Here is a 21,597-nt window from a genome sequence, read left to right as displayed (position 1 = left end):
ACGTACTAAGACCTACTGGCTAAGTCCTGCTTGCTAAGACCTACCAAGTCCTACTGAGCATCGGTCTCCGAGTCTTCCCGCGGCTCCTTCAGCGCCCGTCGCGCCCGCGCGAGGAGGGACGCGCCGCCACGTCGGCGATGCCCGTGCACCCGCGGGTCGTCCGTGACGTCGTAGCGCTTCACGTAGGCCCCCAGGAACGCCTGGAGCGTGGCCACGGCGGGGATCGCGATCAGCGCGCCTACGGCGCCGAGCAGCGCCGTCCCCGCGATGACCGACCCGAAGGCGACCGCCGGGTGGATGTCCACGGTCTTCGCGGTCAGCTTCGGTTGCAGCACATAGTTCTCGAACTGCTGGTAGACGACTACGAAGATGAGCACCCACAGCGCGTACCAGGGGTCCACGGTGAAGGCGATCAGCATCGGCAGAGCGCCCGCCAGATACGTGCCGATGGTGGGGATGAACTGCGAGACGAGGCCCACCCACACTCCGAGCACGGGCGCGTACGGCACATCGAGCGCCGCGAACAGGATGTAGTGCGCGATCCCGGAGATCAGTGCCATCAGGCCGCGCGAGTACAGATAGCCGCCCGTCTTGTCGACGGCGATCTCCCAGGCGCGCAGCACCTCGGCCTGCTTCGCGGGCGGCAGCACCGAGCACAGCGCGCGCCGCAGCCGCGGTCCGTCGGCGGCGAAGTAGAACGAGAACAGCAGGATCGTCAGGAGCTGGAAGAGGCCGCCGAGCACCTGCGCCGACACGTCCAGGACGCCGGTCGCGCTGTTCTGCACGTACTTCTGGAGCCAGTCCGAGTGCAGCAGACTGTCCTGGACCTCCACCCTGTTGAGGTCCGTGTGGAACGTCTGGTTGATCCAGTTGATCACCTGGTCGAGATACTTCGGAAAGTCCTCGACCATGTCCACGATCTGGCCCGCGAGCATCGATCCGAGCAGCACCACGAAACCGGCGCCCACGACCATCACGGCCAGGAAGACGAGCGCCGTGGCCAGACCGCGACGCACTCGGCGCGCGGCCATCCAGCTCACCGCGGGCTCCACGGCGAGCGCCAGGAAGAACGCGATCAGGATGTTGATCAGCAACCCGGTCAGCTGGTGGAAGGCCCAATTGCCCAGCTGGAAGCAGGCGATGAGTGCCAGGGCCAGCACCATGGCGCGCGGCAGCCAGCGCGGCATGCCCACGCGCGTGCCGGACGCCGCGCCCGGCGGTCGCTCGGGCGGCGTCGTACCGGGCGGAGCGGCGTCGACCGCCACCTGGAGGTTCTCGTCTGTCGCAGCCACGGGGCCAGTCTCGCCCACTCCGCCGGCCATCGGTGGCCGTCCTCGCTCATCCACCCCGCTCAGCGCTTCTCGGCCGGGACGTCCATGGCGGCGCACACCACACGCCAGACGTCCTTCGCTTCCCAGCCGGCGTCGAGCGCCTCCTGGACGGTGCGCCCTCCCAGACCCGCCATCACGTGATCGCGCGCGAAGGTGTCCGCGTACCCGGAACCGAAATGTTCCGCCATCTGCTGCCAGAAGACCGTCAACCGCATGACTCCAGTATCCCGCCCCTGAGAGTGCAGCCGAGCCGGGGAGGCTTGCTGAGAACGCTTTCCACCCTACGGTCGGTGCATGGCCGAAACCGGAGCTTCCCCACTCCCCTCATCGTCCTCGGCACGCTCCCCGCTCTCTCGTGCCGAACCGTTCGTCTGGCTGACCGCGCGCGTTCTGGAACAGCGCCGCTTCGCCTACCACTTCCTGGAGGGTTCGCCCGCGGCGGCCGACGCCGTCGAGACCGCGCTGGCCGCGTATCGCAACGAGGACGACGGCTACGGGCACGCTCTCGAACCCGATCTGCGCGGCCCGGTCAGCCAGCCCCTGGCCACCGCTCACGCGCTGCGCGTCCTGGACTCCGTCGGGCGGTGCTCGGGGCAGCGCGTGGAGCGCGTGTGCCGCTACCTGACCGCCGTCTCGACCCTGGAAGGCGCGCTTCCGGCGGTGCATCCCAGCCAGCGCGGCTACCCCTGCGCGCCGTTCGTGCCCGTGGTGGACGACCCACCGAGCGACCTGCTCGCCACCGGCCCCGTCGTCGGCCTGCTGCACCGCAACGAGGTGTGGCACGCCTGGCTGTTCCGCGCGACGGACTTCTGCTGGTCCGCCATCGAGTCCCTGAAGACGTCGCATCCGTACGAGGTGGAGGCCGCGGTCGCCTTCCTGGACGGCGTACCGGACCGCTCACGCGCGCGGGCCGCCGCCGACCGGGTCGGCCGTCTCGTACGCGAGCAGCGGCTCGTGGTGCTCGATCCGGACCACAGGGACGAGTATCAGGTCGCTCCCGGATACGCCCCGGGCGAGCATCACTTCCCGTACGACTACGCGAAGGCGCCCGAGTCGCTGGCGCGCTCCTGGTTCACCGACGAGGAGATGGCCCGCTCGCTCGACCATCTGGAGCGCGAACAACAGGCGGACGGCGGCTGGCCGCTCCGCTGGCGGCAGTGGGCGCCCGGAACCGCCCTGGAGGCGCGTCCCATGGTGACGATCGAGGCACTGCGCACCCTGCGCGCGTACGGGCGTCCTCTGTAGAGGAGGCGATGCCGCCCGCCTACAGAAGTCAGCTTCCGAAGGCCGACCCTCAAAGATCAGCTCCTCAAGGTCGGCCCTCAAGGACCAGGTCTCATGAGCCGGTCCGGCCCGCATCAGGCACCTCGCACGTGCGTGGGTCAGCTCTCGGCGTCGCGCAGCAAGAGCGCCGCGAGGGCGAGCGCCGTGCCGCGCGGTGACGACAGATCGATGCCGGTCTGGTCGGCGATCTTCGCGAGCCGGTTGTCGACGGTGTTCGGGTGCAGCCCGAGCGCCGCTGCGGTCGCCCTGCGGTCCTGCTGGTGGGACAGGTGCGTCCGCAGCGTCTCCACGAGCTCGGGCCGGTCGGCGACCGGGTCGAGCAGCGCGGCGATGCGGTGGCTGCTCTCGTTCCGGCGCGAGAGGTGGTACTCGAGCAGGACGTCGTCCAGGCGGTGCAGGCCGGGCGGCACCCCGCACGCGCGCGCGATGCGCAGGATCTCGGTCGCGGTGCGGCCCGCGTCGGTGATGTCCTCGGGGCCGGCCGCCGGGACCGCGGCTACCCGCACCCGCAGGCCGCTGGCCCGGCTCAGGCGGCGCGGCAGGTCCTCGGGCGGGGCGCAGTCCTCGGGCACGATCACCCGGCCGCCGTCGCCGTCCAGGAGCGCCAGGACCTCCACGCCGAAGGAGTGGTCGAGTACGGTCTGCACCCGCCGTAGCCGGCGCCGGACCGCGACAGGCCCCTCGGCGGGCGGCGTCTCCAGGCCGAGCGCCAGGACGAGCGCGGGCCCTTCGAGGCGGAGCTGGTCGAGGAGCACATGGCCGGGCGGGACCATCCCGTCGAGCAGCCCGCGCACCAACGACCGCTGCTGCGCCCGCTGTTCGGCCTCCAGGGCGGACCGCTCGTCCAGATACGTCTCGGCGACGGCGCCCACGATGGCCGGATGGCTCTGCAACAGGATGTCGACAAGCTCGACGAGGGCGGCCTCCTCGCCGGGTCGTGCGACGTCGCGCAGCGCCTGCCAGAGCGCGTAGACGCCGAGGGCGTGGGTCCGCAGCAGCAGGTGCAGCGGCATGCCTTCCTCGGCGCGCTGAGCGGCCCGCTCGCGGAACACCCGGTGGTTGCCGGACCGGTCGGGGTCCGGGTCGCCGACGCGGCGCAGGAAGAGGCGTACGCCGTGCCGGGCGGTCGCCGCGATCTCCAGGTCCTTGACGTCGTCGGGCAGCTCCGCGTACCCGGGCAGTTCCTCGAAGGACTCCCGCGCCATCCGGCGGGCCAGCTCGTTGACGCGCGGTTCGCAGCGTGCGGCGAGCGAGCGCGCCTCGGGCGACAGGGACACGGTTCCTCCCTCGTCCGGTTCCGGCGCCTCCTTGTGACGCGTCACATTACCCAGCCGCCCTGGAGGCGACGTGGGGTGGCGTTCCACGCCCTGGAGGTCGCCTCGGACATGTATGAGGCAGAGGGACGAAAGCCCCCGGGCGTCACGTCACACGAAGCAGGTCATCCGGTGAGCGCCCGCACTCCCGCGGTGACCACTACGGCGACCGCGACGACCACCAGGAAGGGCGCGCGCAGCACGAGGGCCAAGGCGGCCGCGGCGAGCCCGGCCGCCTTGGCGTCGAGGACCAGCGTGCGCCCGTCCGCGAAGGCCTGCTGAGCAGTGAGAGCGGCCAGCAGCGCGACCGGCAACAGCGCCGCGAGACGCCGCACCACGGGCCGCTCCAGGGCACCCGCGGGAACCAGCAGGCCGATGAGTTTGACGGCGTAACAGCCCACAGCGGTGACGCCGATGGCGATCCAGATGTTCAACGGTCCGCTCCTTGCGACGTAGACGTGGACGTGGACTGAGACGTGGACTTAGACGTGGACGTGGACGTGGATGTAGAGGTGATGGAGGTGTCGGCCTGCCGCCGCCCCTGTATGTAGAGCACCGCGGGCGCGGCGAGCGCGGCCACCAGCACCGGCACTCCCGCGGGCAGCACGGGCAGCAGACCGAGCCCCAGGACGACGGCGAGCCCGGCGACCATGCGCTCCGTGGCGGACTTCAGCATGGGCGCGAGCAGGGCCAGGAAGACGGCGGGCCCCGCCGCGTCGATCCCCCAGGCGTCCGTGTCACCGATGGCCTCGGCCCCCAGGGCGCCGACCAAGGTGGTGAGGTTCCACAGCACGTACAGGGACAGCCCGGTCACCGTGAAGCCGATGCGCGCACTGCGCCGGGTCGGCTGCGCGAGCGAGACGGCGGAGGTCTCGTCGATGACCCAGTGCGCGGCGAACGGCCGCACCGCGCGCGGGAGAGCGAGCAACTGCGAGAGCCGCAGCCCGTAGAACGCGTTGCGCACCCCCAGGAAGAACGCTCCCGCGGCCGCCGTGAGCGGATTGCCACCAGCCGCGAGCGCGCCCACGAGCGCGAACTGCGAGGCTCCCGTGAAGACAAGAAGGCTGAGCGCACAGGTCTGCAGCACGGTGAGGCCGCTGCCCGCCGAGGTCACTCCGAAGGCGAACCCGGAGAGTCCGACGGCGATGCCGACGCCGAGCGCGTCCCGCACGACGGCGGCATCGGTCTTGTCCACCGCTGCTCCGTGCTCGGGAGGAGCGCCTTCTGTTGTTCGTATGTCTGCGGGTGCTGTCTGTTCTGCCACGTCTCGGACGGTACGAGAAGGCCGGTGCCGGAGTCTTGTACGTTCTTGCGCTCGCGCTGGTACGCCCCTGGTGGCACGCCGACGATCCGGGTGAAGTGCCGGTTCAGATGCGGTTGGTCGGTGAAGCCGACGGCCGTGGCGGCGTCGGCGGGCGGCGTGCCCGCCTCCAGGAGGCGCCGCGCGGTCCGCACGCGCGCGTTGGTGAGCCAGGTGTGCGGTGGCATCCCGTAGGCGTCGCGGAACGCGCGCAGCAGCGCGAACGGGCTGGAGCCGAGCTCGGCGGCGAGCGCCTCCAGGGACGGTGGATCGACCAGCCGCTCGCCGAGCACCTCGCGCGCGCGTGCCGCCGCCCGGGCCCCGGCGGACCGGCGCGGCCGCTGGGCGAGGACGTGCCGTGGTCGCGCAGCAGCCGGGCGAGGACGACCCGCAGGAGGCTGTCGGCGGCCAGGGCGTTGCCCTGCTCGGCCGCCCGGTGCACCTCGCGGATGAGGCGTGAGGCGTGCGGATCGGCGACGATCGTCTCGCCGAAGGCGGCCGTGCCCCGCACGGTGGTGGTCTCGGCGGCGATCTCCGCGACCACGTCGGCCGACGGGTAGAGCGTGAAGTACGACCAGCCGTCGGGGCCGCCCGCCCGCGCGGTGTGCGCCACCTCGGGGTTGATCATGACGACACTGCCGGGCCCCGCGTGCAGGGTGCCGTCGGGCATGCCGACCTCCTCGACACCGCGGGTGACCGCGCCGAACACGTACCCGTCGTGGCTGTGACGCGGGAACGTGTGCCGCAGGTACCGGGCGCGCAGCAGGTCGAGGCCCGGCAGACTCTCGTACCGCCAGTGCCGCGCCCATTCGCCGTCGCCCGCCATACCCCCATTCTGCGGTACGCCGGATCGTCCGTTTGCCCAGGTCACGGCGGTTGTCAGTGGTGGGGTGCAGGATGGGGGCATGGTCAGGTCCACCCCAGGGGCCCACAGCGCCCACGACGCCCTCGGCGGCTTCTCCCCCGCGACCCGCGGCTGGTTCACGGGGGCGTTCCCCGCGCCCACGTCCGCGCAGGCCGGGGCGTGGCAGGCCATCGGCGCGGGGTCCGACGTGCTGGTCGTCGCCCCGACCGGCTCGGGCAAGACGCTCGCCGCGTTCCTGGCCGCCCTCGACCAGCTGGCGTCGACGCCGCCCCCGGCCGACCCCAAGAAGCGTTGCCGCGTGCTGTACGTCTCCCCGCTGAAGGCGCTCGCGGTCGACGTGGAGCGCAATCTGCGCAGCCCGCTGACCGGGATCCGCCAGGAGGCCGTGCGGCTGGGCCTGCCCGAGCCTGAGGTGAAGGTCGGCATCCGCTCAGGCGACACCCCGCCCGCCGAGCGCCGCGCTCTGGCCACACGCCCGCCGGACATCCTCATCACGACGCCCGAGTCGCTGTTCCTGATGCTGACGTCGGCGACCCGGGACGCCCTGACCGGCATCGAGACGGTCATCCTGGACGAGGTGCACGCGGTGGCCGGCACCAAGCGCGGCGCCCATCTGGCGCTCTCCCTGGAGCGTCTCGACGAGCTGCTGCCCCGCCCGGCCCGCCGTATCGGCCTGTCCGCGACGGTCCGCCCGGTCGACGAGGTGGCACGCTATCTGTCGCCGCAGCGCAAGGTGGAGATCGTCCAGCCGCCGTCCGGCAAGGAGTTCGACCTGTCGGTGGTCGTCCCGGTCGAGGACCTCGGTGAGCTGGGCGGCTCCCCGGTCGCCGACTCAGGACAGGCTGCCGAGCGCCCCTCGATCTGGCCCTCCGTGGAGGAGCGCATCACGGACCTCATCGAGGCCCACCGCTCGACGATCGTCTTCGCCAACTCGCGCCGCCTGGCGGAGCGGTTGTGCAACAGGCTGAACGAGATCGCGTACGAGCGGGCCACCGGCGAGGCCCTGCCCGAGGACCACTCACCGGCCGAGCTGATGGGCGGCTCCGGCGCGGCGACCGGCGCGCCCACGGTCATCGCGCGCGCCCACCACGGCTCGGTCTCCAAGGAGCAGCGCGCCCTGGTGGAGGAGGACCTGAAGGCGGGCCGGCTGCCCGCCGTCGTGGCCACGTCCAGTCTTGAGCTCGGCATCGACATGGGAGCGGTCGATCTCGTCGTCCAGGTCGAGTCGCCGCCTTCGGTGGCCTCCGGGCTTCAGCGCGTCGGGCGTGCGGGCCACCAAGTGGGCGCGGTGTCCACGGGCGTCGTGTTCCCCAAGTACCGGGGTGACCTGGTGCAGTCGGCGGTCGTGACCGAGCGCATGCGGTCCGGCTCCATCGAGTCCCTCAGGGTCCCGGCCAACCCGCTGGACGTCCTGGCCCAGCAGCTGGTGGCGATCACCGCGCTCGACACCTGGCAGGTGGACGACCTCCTGGCGCTGGTCCGCCGCGCCGCCCCCTTCGCCTCGCTCCCGGAGTCGGCGTTCACGGGCGTCCTCGACATGCTCGCGGGCCGCTATCCGTCCGACGCCTTCGCGGAGCTGCGGCCGCGCGTCGTGTGGGACCGCGTGGCCGGCACCGTCACGGGCCGCCCCGGAGCGCAGCGCCTCGCCGTCACATCGGGCGGCACCATCCCCGACCGCGGCCTCTTCGGGGTGTTCCTCGCGGGATCCGACCCCAAGAAGGGCGGCGGCCGCGTCGGAGAGCTCGACGAGGAGATGGTCTACGAGTCCCGCGTCGGGGACGTGTTCACCCTCGGCACCAGCTCCTGGCGCATCGAGGACATCACCCGCGACCGCGTCCTCGTCTCGCCCGCCCCCGGAGTCCCCGGCCGGCTGCCGTTCTGGAAGGGCGACCAGCTGGGCCGCCCGCTCGAACTGGGGCGTGCGGTGGGCGCGTTCCTGCGCGAGGTCGGCTCCGCGAAGCCCGACGACGCGCGCGTGCGTCTCGCCACGGCGGGCCTCGACACCTGGGCCGTGGAGAACGTGCTGTCGTATCTGGCCGAGCAGCGTGAGGCCTGCGGCCACATCCCGGACGACCGCACGATCGTCGTCGAGCGGTTCCGTGACGAGCTGGGCGACTGGCGCGTCGTCGTCCACTCCCCCTTCGGCGCACAGGTGCACGCCCCCTGGGCGCTCGCCCTCGGAGCCCGCCTGAGCGAGAAGTACGGCATGGACGCCCAGGTCATGCACGCCGACGACGGCATCGTGCTGCGCCTGCCCGACGCCGATCTGATGGGCCTGGACCTCCTCGACCAGGAGCCTTCCAAGCCGGGCATGGAGTACGACGCCGAGCAGGCCCCCATCGGCGCGGCCGACGTCGCCTTCGACAAGGGTGACGTGGACCAGATCGTCACCGAGCAGGTGGGCGGCTCGGCCCTGTTCGCCTCCCGCTTCCGCGAGTGCGCGGCCCGCGCGCTGCTGCTCCCGAAGCGCAACCCGGGCAAGCGCACCCCACTGTGGCAGCAGCGCCAGCGCGCGTCCCAACTCCTCCAGGTGGCGAGCGAGTTCGGCTCCTTCCCGATCGTCCTGGAGGCCGTGCGGGAGTGTCTCCAGGACGTCTTCGACGTACCGGGCCTCGCGGAGCTCATGGGCGACATCGAGTCCCGCAAGGTCCGTCTCGTCGAGGTCACCACCCCCGAGGCGTCCCCCTTCGCCCGTTCCCTCCTGTTCGGCTATGTCGCGCAGTTCCTCTACGAGGGCGACTCCCCGCTCGCCGAGCGCCGCGCGGCGGCGCTGTCCCTGGACGCCCGCCTCCTGGCGGAACTCCTCGGCCAGGCCGAGCTGCGCGAGCTCCTGGACGCGGACGTCCTGGCCGAGCTGGAGCAGGAGCTCCAGTGGCGCACGGAGGACCGCCGCATCAAGGACGTCGAAGGCGTCGCCGACCTGCTGCGCCTCCTCGGCCCGCTCACGGACGCGGAGTTGACCGAGCGCGGCGCGGAACCCGGCTGGGCCGAGGACCTGGCCGCGGCCCGGCGCGCCATCCGGGTCCGTATCGCGGGCGCCGACCACTGGGCGGCGATCGAGGACGCGGGCCGGCTGCGCGACGCCCTGGGCACAGCCCTCCCCGTGGGCGTCCCGGAAGCCTTCACGGAGCCGGTCAAGGATCCCCTCGGCGACCTCCTGGCCCGCTATGCCCGCACCCACGGCCCGTTCACCTCGACGCAGGCGGCGTCCCGCTTCGGCCTCGGCGCCGCGGTCACCGAGGGCGCCCTGCAGCGCCTCGCCGCGAGCGGCCGTGTCGTACAGGGCGAGTTCCACCCGGCGGGCATCGGCCAGGAGTGGTGCGACGCCACGGTCCTGCGCCGGCTGCGCCGCCGCTCGCTGGCGGCGCTGCGCCACGAGCTCGAACCGGTACCGCCCGCCGCCCTGGCTCAGTTCCTGCCCCAGTGGCAGCACCTGGGCGGCCACGGCCTGCGCGGTATCGACGGCCTGGTCCGCGCCGTCGAGCAGTTGCAAGGCGCCTCGGTCCCCGCCTCCGCCCTGGAGAAGCTCGTCCTGCCCTCCCGCGTCTCCGGCTACGCCCCGGCGATGCTGGACGAACTCACGGCGTCCGGTGAGGTGTTGTGGGCCGGCGCCGGTTCCCTGCCCGGCAAGGACGGCTGGGTCAGCCTGTACCTTGCCGACAGCGCTCCGCTCCTCCTGCCGCCCCCGCACCCCTTGGAGCCGACGGCGCTCCACCAGTCGGTCCTCGACACCCTCTCCGGCGGCTACGGACTGTTCTTCCGGCAGATCGCCGACCAGATCCGTGCCACGACGCATCCGGAGGTCACCGATCCGCACCTGGCCGACGCCCTGTGGGAGCTGGCCTGGTCGGGTCGCCTGACGAACGACACGATGGCCCCGATGCGCGCCCTCCTCGGCTCGGGCCGCACCGCGGGCTCCACCGCCCACCGGGCCCGCCGCGCGGTCCCCCGCGGCCGCTACGGAAGCCTGACCGGGGCCGCCCGGCCCACCTCACGCACCGGCCCGCCCACGGTCGCGGGCCGCTGGTCCCTGCTGCCCGCCCTGGAGCCCGATCCGACGGTCCGCGCCCACGCCCTGGCCCGCACCCTCCTCGACCGGCACGGCGTGGTGACCCGCGGTGCGGTCGCCGCGGAAGGCGTCGAGGGCGGCTTCTCGGCCACGTACCGGATCCTGTCCGTCTTCGAGGAGAGCGGCCAGGCCCGCCGCGGCTATGTGGTGGAAGGGCTCGGCGCGGCCCAGTTCGCGATGGACGGCGCGGTGGACCGCCTGCGCGCGGCGGCGAACGCGCGGGAGCGCGGTGCGACCCTCCCGACCCGTACGCACCCCCGGACGCCCCCGCCCCGAAGACCGCCGCGCCCCGCGCCCTCATCCTGGCCGCCGCCGACCCTGCGAGCGCGTACGGGGCGGCCCTGCCCTGGCCCGAACCCCCGCCGGCGTGAGTCACAAACCGGGCCGTAAAGCGGGCTCCCTCGTGGTCCTGGTCGACGGCGAGCTGACGCTCTACATGGAGCGCGGCGGCAAGACGCTCCTGGCCTGGCCCGCGCCGGAGGGCGCCGACACCACCACGGCTCCCGCGACCCTGACCGCCGCCCAGCTGGCGCAGGACCCCCGTCTGCCCGCCGCCGCCCAGGTCCTCGCCGACGCGGCCCGCTCCGGCGTCCTCGGCACGATCACGGTCGAGCGGATCAATGCCGAGGCCGCGCTCTCCTCCCCGTACGCACCTCTCCTGGAAGGAGCCGGCTTCCACGCGACACCGCGCGGCCTGCGCCTGCGCGCGTAGCGAGCCGCGCACGGCCGAAGCGGGGCCGCCGTGCCTACCCTGGACCCATGCCCGAAGGAGACACCGTCCTCCAGGCCGCGAAGCGGCTGCACACCGCCCTCGCGGGTCAGGTGCTCATCCGCTCCGACCTGCGGGTCCCGCGGTTCGCCACGGCGGACCTCACGGGTCGCACGGTCCTGGACGTCATCTCGCGCGGCAAGCACCTGATGACCCGGATCGAGGGCGGCCTCACGCTCCACTCGCACCTGCGGATGGACGGCTCCTGGAAGATCTACGCGCCCGGCGAGCGCTGGCGCGGCGGCCCCACCCACCAGATCCGCGCGATCCTCGCCAACGACGCCCACGCAGCGGTCGGCTACCGCCTACCGGTGCTCGAACTGCTGCGCACCGCGGAGGAGTCCAAGGCCGTCGGCCACCTCGGCCCCGACCTGCTCGGCCCCGACTGGGACCCCGACACGGCCCTGCGCAACCTCCGCAAGGATCCGGCCCGCTCCCTCGGCGAAGCCCTCCTCGACCAGCGCAACCTGGCCGGTATCGGCAACGTCTACAAATCCGAGCTGTGCTTCCTGCTCCGCGTCACTCCCTGGCTCCCCGTCGGCGAGTTGCCGGCCGAGACCGCCGACCGTCTCCCGCTCCTCGCGAAGAAGCTCCTCGAAGCCAACCGCGACCGGCCGACCCGCGTCACCACGGGCCGCCCCCGCCCCGACGAGCGCCTCTACGTCTACGGCCGCGCTCCCCGCCCCTGTCTGCGCTGCCGCACCCCGATCCGCGTGGCCGACCAAGGTGACGGCACTCGCGAGCGCCCCACCTACTGGTGCCCGACCTGTCAGCAGGGCGCGGCCCCCACCCGCTGACGAGCAACCCACGCACGACAATTGACGACCCGTCAGAAAAGCTCGTACGGTCCCCTCATGCCCGTCAAGGCGTACGACCTCACCGGACGCACCTCCTTCGTCACCGGCGCCGCGAGCGGTATCGGCCGCTCCACCGCCGCCCTGCTCGCCGAGGCGGGAGCCACCGTGCACTGCGCCGACCGCGACGCACAGGGCCTGCACGAGACGGCGGCCCTCATCAAGGAAGCCGGCGGCACCGCCCACACCCACACCCTCGACGTGAGCGACCACGACCAGGTCGCCGAGGCCGTGGCCACCGCCGTCGAGACCTCCGGCGGGCTCGACATCATGGCGGCGATCGCCGGAGTCATGCACAGCAGCCCGGCCCTGGAGACCCCCGACGAAGACCTCGACCGCGTCCTCGCCATCAACTTCAAGGGAGTGCTCTACGCCTGCCAGGAGGCGGCCCGCGCCATGATCGCGGCAGGCACGCGGGGCAGCATCGTCACCATGGCCTCGGGCGCCGTCGACACCGGCGGCCCGGGCCTGCTCTGCTACGGCGCGGCCAAAGCCGCCGTCGTCCAGCTCACCAAGACGCTCGCCACGGAAGTGGGCCCGCACGGCATCCGCGTCAACGCGGTCGCGCCCGGCTGGATCCGTACGCCGATGACGACCCGACACGACGAGAGCATCCAGGCCCACACGGAGGCCCTGATGGTGCGCATGTCACCCCTGGGCCGTGTCGGCGCACCCGACGACATCGCGCACGCGGTGCTGCACCTCGCCTCGGACGCCGCCGCGTTCACGACGGGCCAGATCCTCCGCCCGAACGGCGGCGTCGCCATGCCCTGGTGATCCGCCCCCACAACCCCGCCCCCGCCTGCCGCCCCGCTCGCACGGCCCGTACCCGCACCCTGCGGGCCCCGTGATGCCCCGGCGCCCCGGCCACCCCCGCGGCCCGCGACTTCGGCAGCGCGTGCACCGGCAACAGGCTGAGCCCCCATCCCCCGACAGCGACCGCCCCCTCGAAGGCCCCGGCGTCCGACGCGAACGCGAGACGCAGCATCCCCCACCACCACAGCACCCCGAGCGCCACGGCCGGTATCCAGCGCAGCATCGGTATCCAGCGCACCACCGACCGCCCTGCCACCGACCGCTCACCTCCGCCCGACCAGCCCCACCTCTTTGACGCTAAGCGCACCGCCCGGCCCTCGCCAGGGCGCGAAGGGGGCGCGCCGCGATCACGCGACACGCCCCCGACGCCCTACGACAGCGACGCTCAGCCTCGATCCTCCGCCTGGAACATCCAGTGGTGCTTCTCGAGGTCCGCCGTAACCCCGATGAAGATGTCCTGGCTCACCGGATCCGCCTCACCGGTCGCGTCGATCCGTTCCCTCATCCGGGTGATCACCGCGCCGAGCGCCTGCACCAGGGTGCCCACGGCGTCGGTGTCCTTGATCCAGCCTTCTGCCACGGCGCCGATGCCGCTCGTGGCCGCCACCGTCCCGGCCCGCCCGTCCGGCGGGACGCCCAGCGTCGAGGCGCGCTCGGCCACGGTGTCGGAGTGCAGGCGCGCGGTGTCCACGACCTCGTCGAGCTGAAGATGCACCGACCTGAACCGGGGGCCGACCACGTTCCAGTGGACCTGCTTCGCCACCAGCGAGAGATCCACCAGGTCCACCAGGGCGCCTTGCAGCGCCTCGGACACGGTCTTCAGATCAGCTTCGGACAGCGGGCTCTTCACGGCGTACATCCGTCTCCTCCGTTGCACAGCGACTCAACGAACCACTACTAACGAACCACCAACAAAGATGGCACACATGCACTATTACGGACACACAGAGGCAAACGGCATGGACTTAAGGCCCGAAGCGCACAGCAGAAGGCCCCGGCCGGTCACCCCGGCCGGGGCCTTCTCCCCATACACGCTGAGCGCAGGCGCTACGCCGCTACGACGTCGACCGCCTCCGCAGGCGCCTTGATCGTCACCCGTTCCGGCGGTACGCCGGTCACGGAGACCGAATTGAGCATCGGACGTACCGGTGCGGGCACCGGCTCCGACGGGACCGCTGCTGCCGACTCGGCCAGCTCGGCGAGGCTGAGCTCGTCGCTCACCTCACGCATCAGCTCGGACATCCGTACGTCAAGCGCGTCGCAGATCGCGGAGAGCAGCTCGGAGGAAGCCTCCTTCTGCCCCCGCTCCACCTCGGAGAGATAGCCGAGCGAGACTCGGGCGGACGAGGAGACTTCGCGCAGAGTACGGCCCTGGCGCTGGCGCTGCCGACGCAGCACGTCACCCAGCAGGCGACGGAGCAGAATCATCGGTGGCTCCCTCCTCGGACCGCGTAGCCGCATCCTTCACGCCCCACCGTACCGCCTCGTGCCGCGGCCGTGCGGGGAGCGATGTCGTGTTCACTCAGGGCTGCAAACATCAAAACCCCCCGTTCTGTTCCGTATCCTGTGCCCGCGCATTCTCAGTACGTTCGCCGGAATGCCCTCCGACCAGCTCTTCCGTGAGCAGCCCGAGCACGCTCCGTGCACTCTTCATACGGATTTCCGTACGGTCGCCGTTCAACCGCAGCGCGGTCACTTTGCGGCTACCAGCGAAATTCCGGGTACTCCCGGCGCGATCCGCTCCGGGCCCCACGACGGCCACGAAAACGGTGCCCACCGGCTGCCCGTCCTGCGGCTCGGGGCCGGCCACACCGGTGGTGGCGATCCCCCAGTCCGCGCCGAGCGCCGCCCGCACACCCGCCGCCATCTGCAACGCGACCTCGGGATGCACCGGACCGTGCGCGGCGAGCAGCTCGGCGTCGACACCGAGCACCTGGTGCTTCAGTTCGGTCGCGTACGCCGTCACGGAACCGCGGAAAGCCTTCGAGGCTCCCGGTACGGCCACCAGCTCGGCGGCCACGAGACCGCCGGTGAGCGACTCGGCGACGGCGAGGGTCTGCCCTCGCTCCGTCAACAGCCGCAACGCCTCGGCAGCCCCGTCCGTCACTTCTCGGCCGCCTCCGAGGTCGACGCCGCGGACGCCTTCGACACGGCCGCGGCCTCGGCGGCCTCCGCGAGGCCCGCGCGGCGCAGCACGATCGCCTGCCGCACGTAGTCGAGCCCGGTGACCACGGTCAGCACCACGGCGACCGCCATCATCCAGAACCGGAAGGTGGCGAGCGGCCCGGTCAGCGCCAGCACATACATGCCGACCGCCGTGCCCTGCGCCAGCGTCTTCATCTTGCCGCCGCGGCTGGCCGGGATGACCCCGTACCGGATCACGACGAACCGCAGCAGCGTGATCCCGAGCTCACGCCCGAGAATGACGCCCGTCACCCACCACGGCAGGTCTCCGAGATACGAGAGACAGATCAGCGCCGCGCCCATGATCGCCTTGTCGGCGATGGGGTCGGCGATCTTCCCGAAGTCGGTGACCAGGTTGTACGTACGGGCCAGATGCCCGTCGAAGACGTCCGTGATCATGGCGACGGCGAACGCCGCCCACGCCCACGCCCGCCACACCGGGTCGTACCCGCCGTCGGCGAGCATCAGCATCACGAACCCCGGCACCAGCAGCAGCCGCACCATGGTCAGGATGTTGGCGATGTTCCACAGGCTGGCCTGGTCGACGGCCGCAGCGCTCAGCTTGCCGCCGGGCGCAGGCCTACCGGTCCCGCCCGTGGCGGATGCCGGCACTCCGGTCATCTGGCCGCCTCCTCAGTACAGTCGAGCGGCTCGGCCACGAGGTCCACGCCCTCGGTGCCAACCACCTTTGCCTCGACCATACGGCCGACCGTCAGACCCGTGCCGCCCGTGAGCCGCACCTGTCCGTCCGTCTCGGGCGCCTGGTGCGCGGCGCGGCCGACCACGCCCTCGCCGTCCTCGGACTCGTCCACGGACTCGACGAGCACCTCGACGGTCTCACCGAGGCGGTCCTCGGCGCGCTGCGACACCAGCTGCTCGGCGAGGCGCGAGATGTGGGCGAGGCGCTGCGCGACGACGTCCTCGTCGAGCTTGTTCTCGTACGTGGCGGCTTCCGTGCCGTCCTCGTCGGAGTAGCCGAACACACCGATGGCGTCGAGCCGCGCCCCGTTCAGGAACCGCTCCAGCTCGGCGAGGTCGCTCTCGGACTCGCCGGGGAAGCCCACGATGAAGTTCGAGCGGACACCGGCCTGCGGGGCCTTGGTCCGAATGGTGTCGAGCAGCTCCAGGAAGCGGTCGGTGTCACCGAAGCGGCGCATCGAACGCAGCACGCCCGCCGCCGAGTGCTGGAAGGAAAGGTCGAAGTACGGCACGACCTTGTCGGTTCCCGTCAGGACATCGATCAGTCCCGGTCGCATCTCGGCAGGTTGCAGGTAGCTGACGCGCACCCGCTCGATCCCGTCGACACCGGCCAGCTCGGGCAGCAGCGACTCCAGGAGACGGATGTCACCCAGGTCCTTGCCGTACGAGGTGTTGTTCTCGGAGACCAGCATGACCTCCTTGACACCCTGCTCGGCGAGCCAGCGCGTCTCGTTCAGCACGTCGCTGGGTCGTCGCGAGATGAAGGAGCCGCGGAACGACGGGATGGCGCAGAAGGAACAGCGCCGGTCGCAGCCGGAGGCCAGCTTCACGGAGGCCACGGGCGCCCCGTCGAGCCGGCGGCGCAGCGGCGCGCGCGGTCCGGAAGCGGGCGCGAGCCCGTCGGGCAGGTCCACCGGAGCGTGCCCGGGCAGGGCGACGCCGGCACCGGCGTCCTGGCGCTCGGCGGGGCTGATCGGCAGCAGCTTGCGGCGGTCGCGCGGGGCGTGCGCCTCCACGCTGCCACCCGCGAGGATGGTCTGGAGGCGGCCGGAGATGTCCTCGTAGTCGTCGAACCCGAGCACGCCGTCGGCCTCGGGCAGCGCCTCGGCGAGCTCCTTGCCGTAGCGCTCGGCCATGCAGCCCACGGCCACGACGGCCTGGGTTCTGCCATGCCCCTTGAGGTCATTGGCTTCGAGGAGGGCGTCGACGGAGTCCTTCTTGGCGGCTTCGACGAAGCCACAGGTGTTCACGACGGCGACATCGGCGGCCTCGGCGTCCTCGACGAGCTCCCAGCCGTCCGCCTCCAAGCGGCCTGCGAGCTCCTCCGAGTCCACCTCGTTACGGGCGCAGCCAAGGGTGACAAGTGCGACGGTACGGCGTTCGGGCATGGAATCAAGACTACTTCGTTCCACTGACACCCCTCGCCGCGAGGGGTGTCAGCAAGATCGCCGAGGGCGTCCGTCAGCCGACTTCGGGGTCACCCTTGGTGTACGTGAGGCGCTCGACCTGGCCGGCCTGGAACTCGTCCTCGATCTCCTTGCCGTTCACGAACAGCTGGATGGCACCGGCGTCACCGAGCACGAGATCGATCTTCTGACTGTCCTGGAAGGTCTTCGACTGGCCCTTTTCGAGCAGCCCGTCGAACATGATGCGCCCGTTGTGGTCCTTCGCGGAGATCCAGCTGCGCCCGTCCGGCGCGCTGATCTTCACGGTGACCTTGTCCCGGGGAGCGGCGGCGATCGCGCTGTCGGACGGGTCCGGCTTCGGGTCCGCGGGCTTCTTGGAGGGACTCGGCTTCGGGTTCGCGGGCTTGCTGGTGGCGGGCGTGGAGCCCTCGGCGGCCTGCTGCTTGTCGCCGTCGTCGTCTCCGCCGTTGACCGCGGTGTAGCCCACGAAGGCGATGACCGCGACGATCGCGGCGACCATGGCGGCCGTCCAGTTGGGCCGGCGCGGCTCGGACCGGATGCGCTCGGCCTCGAACAGCGGTGTGGCCGGTGTCGGAGCGGGCCGGCTGCCGTGTTCGGCGCCGAACTGTTCGAGCAGGGGTTCGGGATCGATCCCGACGGCACGCGCGAGGGTGCGGATGTGGCCGCGGGCGTACACATCGCCGCCGCAGCGCGAGAAGTCGTCCTGTTCGACGGCGTGCACGATCGGAATGCGCACGCGCGTGGACTGGCTGACCTCGTCGACGGTCAGACCCGCGTCGATCCGTGCCTGCTGAAGGGCACGGCCGATCGAGGGCCGGTCGTCCGCGGGAGGGATCCGGTCTTCCGAAGGGCGGTCGTCTTCAGGGGAGTTGCCGATGGACACGGGGGCGCCTTTCGAGCGTGTAGCCACCTGCTGGAGGTTCAGTCTAGGGGGGGTACGAAAGGGTGGGGCAACCGGGCGGTCGGACTTTGTACGCCATCGGAGCCATCAGTACCGCCCGACATCCTGATGGTGGGACGTGGAGCCGTCCCCTCCTCAACTTGACGTACTCGAAAGGGAAACGGTTGCCCCCGCCGCCCTTACGAGTGATATCGAAAGAGAAACGTTCTAGGACTGAGCCTCCCCGCGGATCACCGCGAGCACTCCATCGAGTTCGTCGGCCTTGACCAGCACGTCCCTCGCCTTCGAACCTTCGCTCGGGCCCACGATGTTCCGTGACTCCATGAGGTCCATCAGCCGTCCGGCCTTGGCGAAGCCGACCCGCAGCTTGCGCTGGAGCATGGAGGTGGACCCGAACTGGGTCGAGACGACCAGCTCGGCGGCCGCGCACAGCAGCTCCAGGTCGTCGCCGATGTCCTCGTCGATCTCCTTCTTCTGCTTGGTGCCCACGGTGACGTCGTCCCGGAAGACGGGCGCCATCTGGTCCTTGCAATGCTGCACGACGGCGTGGATCTCGTCCTCGGTGACGAAGGCGCCCTGCATACGGGTGGGCTTGTTCGCCCCCATGGGGAGGAAGAGCCCGTCGCCCTTGCCGATGAGCTTCTCGGCACCGGGCTGGTCGAGGATGACGCGGCTGTCGGCGAGCGAGGAGGTCGCGAAGGCGAGGCGCGAGGGCACGTTCGCCTTGATCAGACCCGTGACGACGTCGACGGACGGCCGCTGTGTGGCGAGCACCAGGTGGATGCCGGCCGCGCGCGCGAGCTGCGTGATGCGCACGATCGAGTCCTCGACGTCCCGCGGCGCGACCATCATCAGGTCGGCCAGCTCGTCGACGATGACCAGCAGGTACGGATACGGCTTCAGCTCCCGCTCACTGCCCTCGGGCGTCTTGAGCTTGCCGTCCTTGACGGCCTGGTTGAAGTCGTCGATGTGCCGGTATCCGAAGGCCGCGAGGTCGTCGTAGCGCAGATCCATCTCCCGTACGACCCACTGGAGCGCCTCGGCGGCTCGCTTGGGGTTGGTGATGATCGGCGTGATGAGGTGCGGAATCCCCTCGTACGCGGTCAGCTCCACGCGCTTGGGGTCGACGAGGACCATCCGTACGTCCTCGGGGGTGGCCCTGACCATGATCGAGGTGATGAGGCAGTTGATGCAGGACGACTTACCGGAACCGGTGGCACCGGCGACGAGGATGTGCGGCATCTTCGCCATGTTCGCCATCACGTAGCCGCCCTCGACGTCCTTTCCGAGCGCGACCAGCATCGGGTGGTCGTCCTCCGCCGCGTCGGCGAGGCGCAGCACGTCGCCCACGTTGACCATCTCGCGGTCGGTGTTCGGGATCTCGATGCCGACCGCGGACTTGCCGGGGATGGGCGAGATGATCCGGACGTCCGGGGACGCGACGGCGTACGCGATGTTCTTGGCGAGGGCCGTGATCTTCTCGACCTTCACGGCGGGGCCGAGCTCGACCTCGTAGCGCGTGACCGTCGGGCCGCGCGTGAAGCCGGTGACCGCCGCGTCCACCTTGAACTCGGTGAAGACGTTCGACAGCGAGTCGACGACCAGGTCGTTCGCGGCGCTGCGCGACTTGCCGGGGCCACCGCGCGTGAGCAGGTCGAGCGAGGGCAGCGCGTACGTGATGTCGCCGGCGAGCTGGAGCTGCTCGGCGCGCGACGGCATGTCGCGGTGCCCGTCGGGCGCGGACTTGGTCAGGTCGGGAACGGCCAGCTTGGACGGGGTGGGCTCGGGCTCCGCGGCGACCGCCCCGGCCTTCTTGGCGCGGGCCGTCGGCACGGGCGCCGTGCGCTCCGGCGCGGGCGCCTCCCCGTACGCTCCCCACGCTCGGCCCCGACGCCCTGCGTCAGGTCGGCGACGAGCGGCGACGGCGGCATGCCGTGCAGCACCGCACCGTCGAGCGCGGCGGCAGCGGCGGCGGCCACGTCGACGGCGTCCATCGGCCGGTCCATGGCGGGCTGCACCGACGTCCGCCGGGGCCTGCGCCGCTTGGAGAGCGCGTCTTCCTCTATGCGGTCGGCGTCGTACGCCTCCGGGGCGGTGGGACGCCGCCTCGCGCGCGCGGGTGGGGCCTCGCGCCACTCCTCGTCGTACTCCCCCACGCCCGCCTGAGCCGCCTCGACGGCCCCGTCGTCGTGCACGACGCCGAGCCGCACGCCGAGCAGACGCAGCCGCTGCGGGATCGCGTTGACGGGCGTCGCGGTGACGACCAGGAGCCCGAAGACGGTGAGCAGCACGAGCAGCGGGACCGCGAGCACCTCGGTCATGGTGAAGGTCAGCGGCGTCGCCGCAGCCCAGCCGATGAGCCCGCCCGCGTCCCTTATGGCCTGCATGCCGTCGTCCCGCGCGGGCGAACCGCAGGCGATGTGCACCTGGCCGAGCACGCCCACGACGAGCGCGGACAGACCGATGACGATCCGTCCGTTGGCCTCGGGCTTCTCGGGGTGCCTGATGAGCCGTACGGCGATGATGCCGAGCAGCAGGGGCACCAGGAGGTCGAGCCGGCCGAACGCGCCGGTGACGAGCATCTCCACGAGATCGCCGACCGGCCCGCGCAGATTCGACCAGGTTCCGGCGGCGCAGATCAGCGCGACGCCGAGCAGCAGCAGTGCCAGACCGTCCTTGCGGTGCGCGGGGTCGAGCCCCTTCGCGCCGCGCCCTATGCCGCGGAACATGGCTCCTACGCTGTGCGCGACGCCGAGCCACAGGGCGCGCACGAGTTTGTAGAGGCCGCCTGTGGGGTTGGGCGCCGGCTTGGGTGCGGGCTTCTTCGCCACTGCCTTCTTGGCAGGCGCCTTTTTGGCGGCCGCCTTCTTGGCAGGGGCCTTCTTCGCCGGAGCCTTGGTCGGCGCGGCCGCCTTCTTCGCGGGCGTCTTCTTGGCTGCGGGACGTGAGGCCATAGGTGCGAGGTTACCGGGGGAGACGACTGTGGACACGTGCGCCCGGTGCTTCACCCGTAAGTGTCGCGGACTGACGGGCCATGAACTGACGGGCTCTCAAAGCCCGGTCGGTGTCTCAGTTCTGGGAAGGCAGGGTGGGCGTGCCGCTGCCGGTACCGGGTTCCAGAGCGTCAAGAGCTCTGCGCAGTCCGGTGAGTTTGCGCTCCAGGTGGGCCGCCGTGGCCACCGCCGCCGCGTCCGCCGATTCGTCGTCGAGCTGCTTGGACAGCGCCTCGGCCTGCTCCTCGACGGCCGCGAGCCGCGCCGAGAGCTCGGCGAGCAGCCCCGCGGGCTCCTTCGTGTCACCCACGGCCTTGCCGCCGCCCTCCAGCTGGAGACGCAGCAGAGCGGCCTGCTCACGGAGTTGGCAGTTCTTCATGTACAGCTCGACGAAGACCGAGACCTTCGCGCGCAGCACCCACGGGTCGAACGGCTTGGAGATGTAGTCCACCGCGCCCGCCGCGTAGCCGCGGAACGTGTGGTGGGGGCCGTGATTGATCGCGGTGAGGAAGATGATCGGGATGTCCCGTGTCCGCTCCCGACGCTTGATGTGCGCGGCGGTTTCGAATCCGTCCATTCCCGGCATCTGAACGTCCAGCAGAATGACCGCGAAATCGTCCGTGAGCAGCGCCTTGAGCGCTTCCTCCCCGGACGATGCCCGAACCAGTGTCTGATCGAGCGCGGAGAGGATGGCCTCCAGCGCCAGCAGATTCTCCGGCCGATCATCGACCAGGAGGATCTTGGCCTTCTGCACCATGGCCCGCCCTCCTCGCCCCGGCATGGGGCCGCCCC

15 protein-coding genes and 4 pseudogenes are annotated in these 21,597 nt (G+C 71.5%); 4 read left to right on the top strand and 15 right to left on the bottom strand.

The genetic code is table 11. The features are described 5' to 3' along the window. Window positions 1-50: 50 nt before the first annotated feature. Together V2W30_RS29535 and V2W30_RS29530 are read right to left on the bottom strand one after the other, a co-directional pair. On the bottom strand, window positions 51-1,292 hold the full coding sequence (locus V2W30_RS29535; RefSeq protein WP_338701224.1) for an AI-2E family transporter: 1,242 nt from the start codon (window positions 1,290-1,292) through the stop codon (window positions 51-53). Between the two features lie 59 nt (window positions 1,293-1,351). Further along, a complete protein-coding gene (locus tag V2W30_RS29530) occupies window positions 1,352-1,546 on the bottom strand; it encodes a DUF3046 domain-containing protein (protein ID WP_338701222.1) in 195 nt (64 codons plus the stop codon). Window positions 1,547-1,625: 79 nt separating this feature from the next. On the opposite strand from V2W30_RS29530, the gene V2W30_RS29525 reads away from it, so the two are divergent. Continuing rightward, a complete protein-coding gene (locus V2W30_RS29525) occupies window positions 1,626-2,576 on the top strand; it encodes a hypothetical protein (protein ID WP_338701220.1) in 951 nt (316 codons plus the stop codon). A 137-nt stretch (window positions 2,577-2,713) separates the two neighbouring features. Here V2W30_RS29525 and V2W30_RS29520 read toward each other — a convergent pair whose 3' ends face one another. From V2W30_RS29520 to V2W30_RS41675, 5 genes and pseudogenes are all read right to left on the bottom strand, one after another. Further along, complete coding sequence (locus tag V2W30_RS29520; protein ID WP_338701218.1) at window positions 2,714-3,892, bottom strand: helix-turn-helix domain-containing protein; 1,179 nt, start codon at window positions 3,890-3,892, stop codon at window positions 2,714-2,716. A 161-nt stretch (window positions 3,893-4,053) separates the two neighbouring features. After that, window positions 4,054-4,362: an AzlD domain-containing protein gene (locus V2W30_RS29515; protein WP_338701216.1), complete on the bottom strand. Its 309-nt coding sequence runs from the start codon at window positions 4,360-4,362 to the stop codon at window positions 4,054-4,056. Next, window positions 4,359-5,192, bottom strand: coding sequence for an AzlC family ABC transporter permease (locus V2W30_RS29510; RefSeq protein WP_425244611.1), 834 nt, complete (start codon window positions 5,190-5,192; stop codon window positions 4,359-4,361). The genes V2W30_RS29515 and V2W30_RS29510 overlap by 4 nt, the downstream gene beginning before the upstream one ends. A 113-nt stretch (window positions 5,193-5,305) precedes the next feature. Continuing rightward, a pseudogene (locus tag V2W30_RS41680) lies at window positions 5,306-5,521 on the bottom strand (helix-turn-helix transcriptional regulator); the annotation flags it as partial. A gap of 155 nt (window positions 5,522-5,676) precedes the next feature. Beyond that, a pseudogene (locus tag V2W30_RS41675) lies at window positions 5,677-6,054 on the bottom strand (AraC family ligand binding domain-containing protein); the annotation flags it as partial. 79 nt (window positions 6,055-6,133) lie between these two features. Here V2W30_RS41675 and V2W30_RS29500 point away from each other — a divergent pair. The 3 genes and pseudogenes from V2W30_RS29500 to V2W30_RS29490 all read left to right on the top strand — a co-directional run bounded on the left by V2W30_RS29500 (window position 6,134) and on the right by V2W30_RS29490 (window position 12,562). Further along, a pseudogene (locus V2W30_RS29500) lies at window positions 6,134-10,874 on the top strand (ATP-dependent helicase). 47 nt (window positions 10,875-10,921) lie between these two features. Beyond that, a complete protein-coding gene (locus V2W30_RS29495) occupies window positions 10,922-11,728 on the top strand; it encodes an Fpg/Nei family DNA glycosylase (RefSeq protein WP_338701214.1) in 807 nt (268 codons plus the stop codon). A 57-nt stretch (window positions 11,729-11,785) separates the two neighbouring features. Continuing rightward, entirely contained in the window at window positions 11,786-12,562 is a 777-nt protein-coding gene (locus tag V2W30_RS29490; protein ID WP_338701213.1) for an SDR family NAD(P)-dependent oxidoreductase, read from the top strand. A 424-nt stretch (window positions 12,563-12,986) separates the two neighbouring features. On the opposite strand, the gene V2W30_RS29480 is transcribed toward V2W30_RS29490, so the two are convergent. From V2W30_RS29480 to V2W30_RS29445, 8 genes and pseudogenes are all read right to left on the bottom strand, one after another. Next, window positions 12,987-13,460 carry a DNA starvation/stationary phase protection protein gene (locus V2W30_RS29480; RefSeq protein WP_338701212.1) on the bottom strand — a complete coding sequence of 158 codons (474 nt, stop codon included), beginning with the start codon at window positions 13,458-13,460 and terminating at the stop codon, window positions 12,987-12,989. Between the two features lie 188 nt (window positions 13,461-13,648). Next, window positions 13,649-14,029 (bottom strand): helix-turn-helix domain-containing protein, encoded by a 381-nt coding sequence (locus tag V2W30_RS29475; protein WP_338701211.1) that lies wholly within the window; start codon window positions 14,027-14,029, stop codon window positions 13,649-13,651. 109 nt (window positions 14,030-14,138) lie between these two features. Next, on the bottom strand, window positions 14,139-14,708 hold the full coding sequence (locus V2W30_RS29470) for a nicotinamide-nucleotide amidohydrolase family protein (RefSeq protein WP_338701210.1): 570 nt from the start codon (window positions 14,706-14,708) through the stop codon (window positions 14,139-14,141). After that, on the bottom strand, window positions 14,705-15,406 hold the full coding sequence (pgsA, locus tag V2W30_RS29465) for a CDP-diacylglycerol--glycerol-3-phosphate 3-phosphatidyltransferase (protein WP_338701209.1): 702 nt from the start codon (window positions 15,404-15,406) through the stop codon (window positions 14,705-14,707). Before pgsA ends, V2W30_RS29470 begins: the two co-directional genes overlap by 4 nt. Next, window positions 15,403-16,872: a 30S ribosomal protein S12 methylthiotransferase RimO gene (rimO, locus tag V2W30_RS29460; protein ID WP_338701208.1), complete on the bottom strand. Its 1,470-nt coding sequence runs from the start codon at window positions 16,870-16,872 to the stop codon at window positions 15,403-15,405. The genes pgsA and rimO overlap by 4 nt, the downstream gene beginning before the upstream one ends. A gap of 73 nt (window positions 16,873-16,945) precedes the next feature. Then, window positions 16,946-17,794: a helix-turn-helix domain-containing protein gene (locus V2W30_RS29455; protein ID WP_338703809.1), complete on the bottom strand. Its 849-nt coding sequence runs from the start codon at window positions 17,792-17,794 to the stop codon at window positions 16,946-16,948. A 225-nt stretch (window positions 17,795-18,019) separates the two neighbouring features. Further along, window positions 18,020-20,766, bottom strand: a pseudogene (locus tag V2W30_RS29450) (DNA translocase FtsK). A gap of 115 nt (window positions 20,767-20,881) precedes the next feature. Next, window positions 20,882-21,562, bottom strand: coding sequence for a response regulator (locus V2W30_RS29445; protein ID WP_338701207.1), 681 nt, complete (start codon window positions 21,560-21,562; stop codon window positions 20,882-20,884). Between the last annotated feature and the right edge of the window lie 35 nt (window positions 21,563-21,597).

The organism is Streptomyces sp. Q6 (genome assembly GCF_036967205.1).
Lineage (GTDB): Bacteria > Actinomycetota > Actinomycetes > Streptomycetales > Streptomycetaceae > Streptomyces > Streptomyces citrinus.
This window is presented reverse-complemented; position numbering and strand designations above follow the sequence as displayed.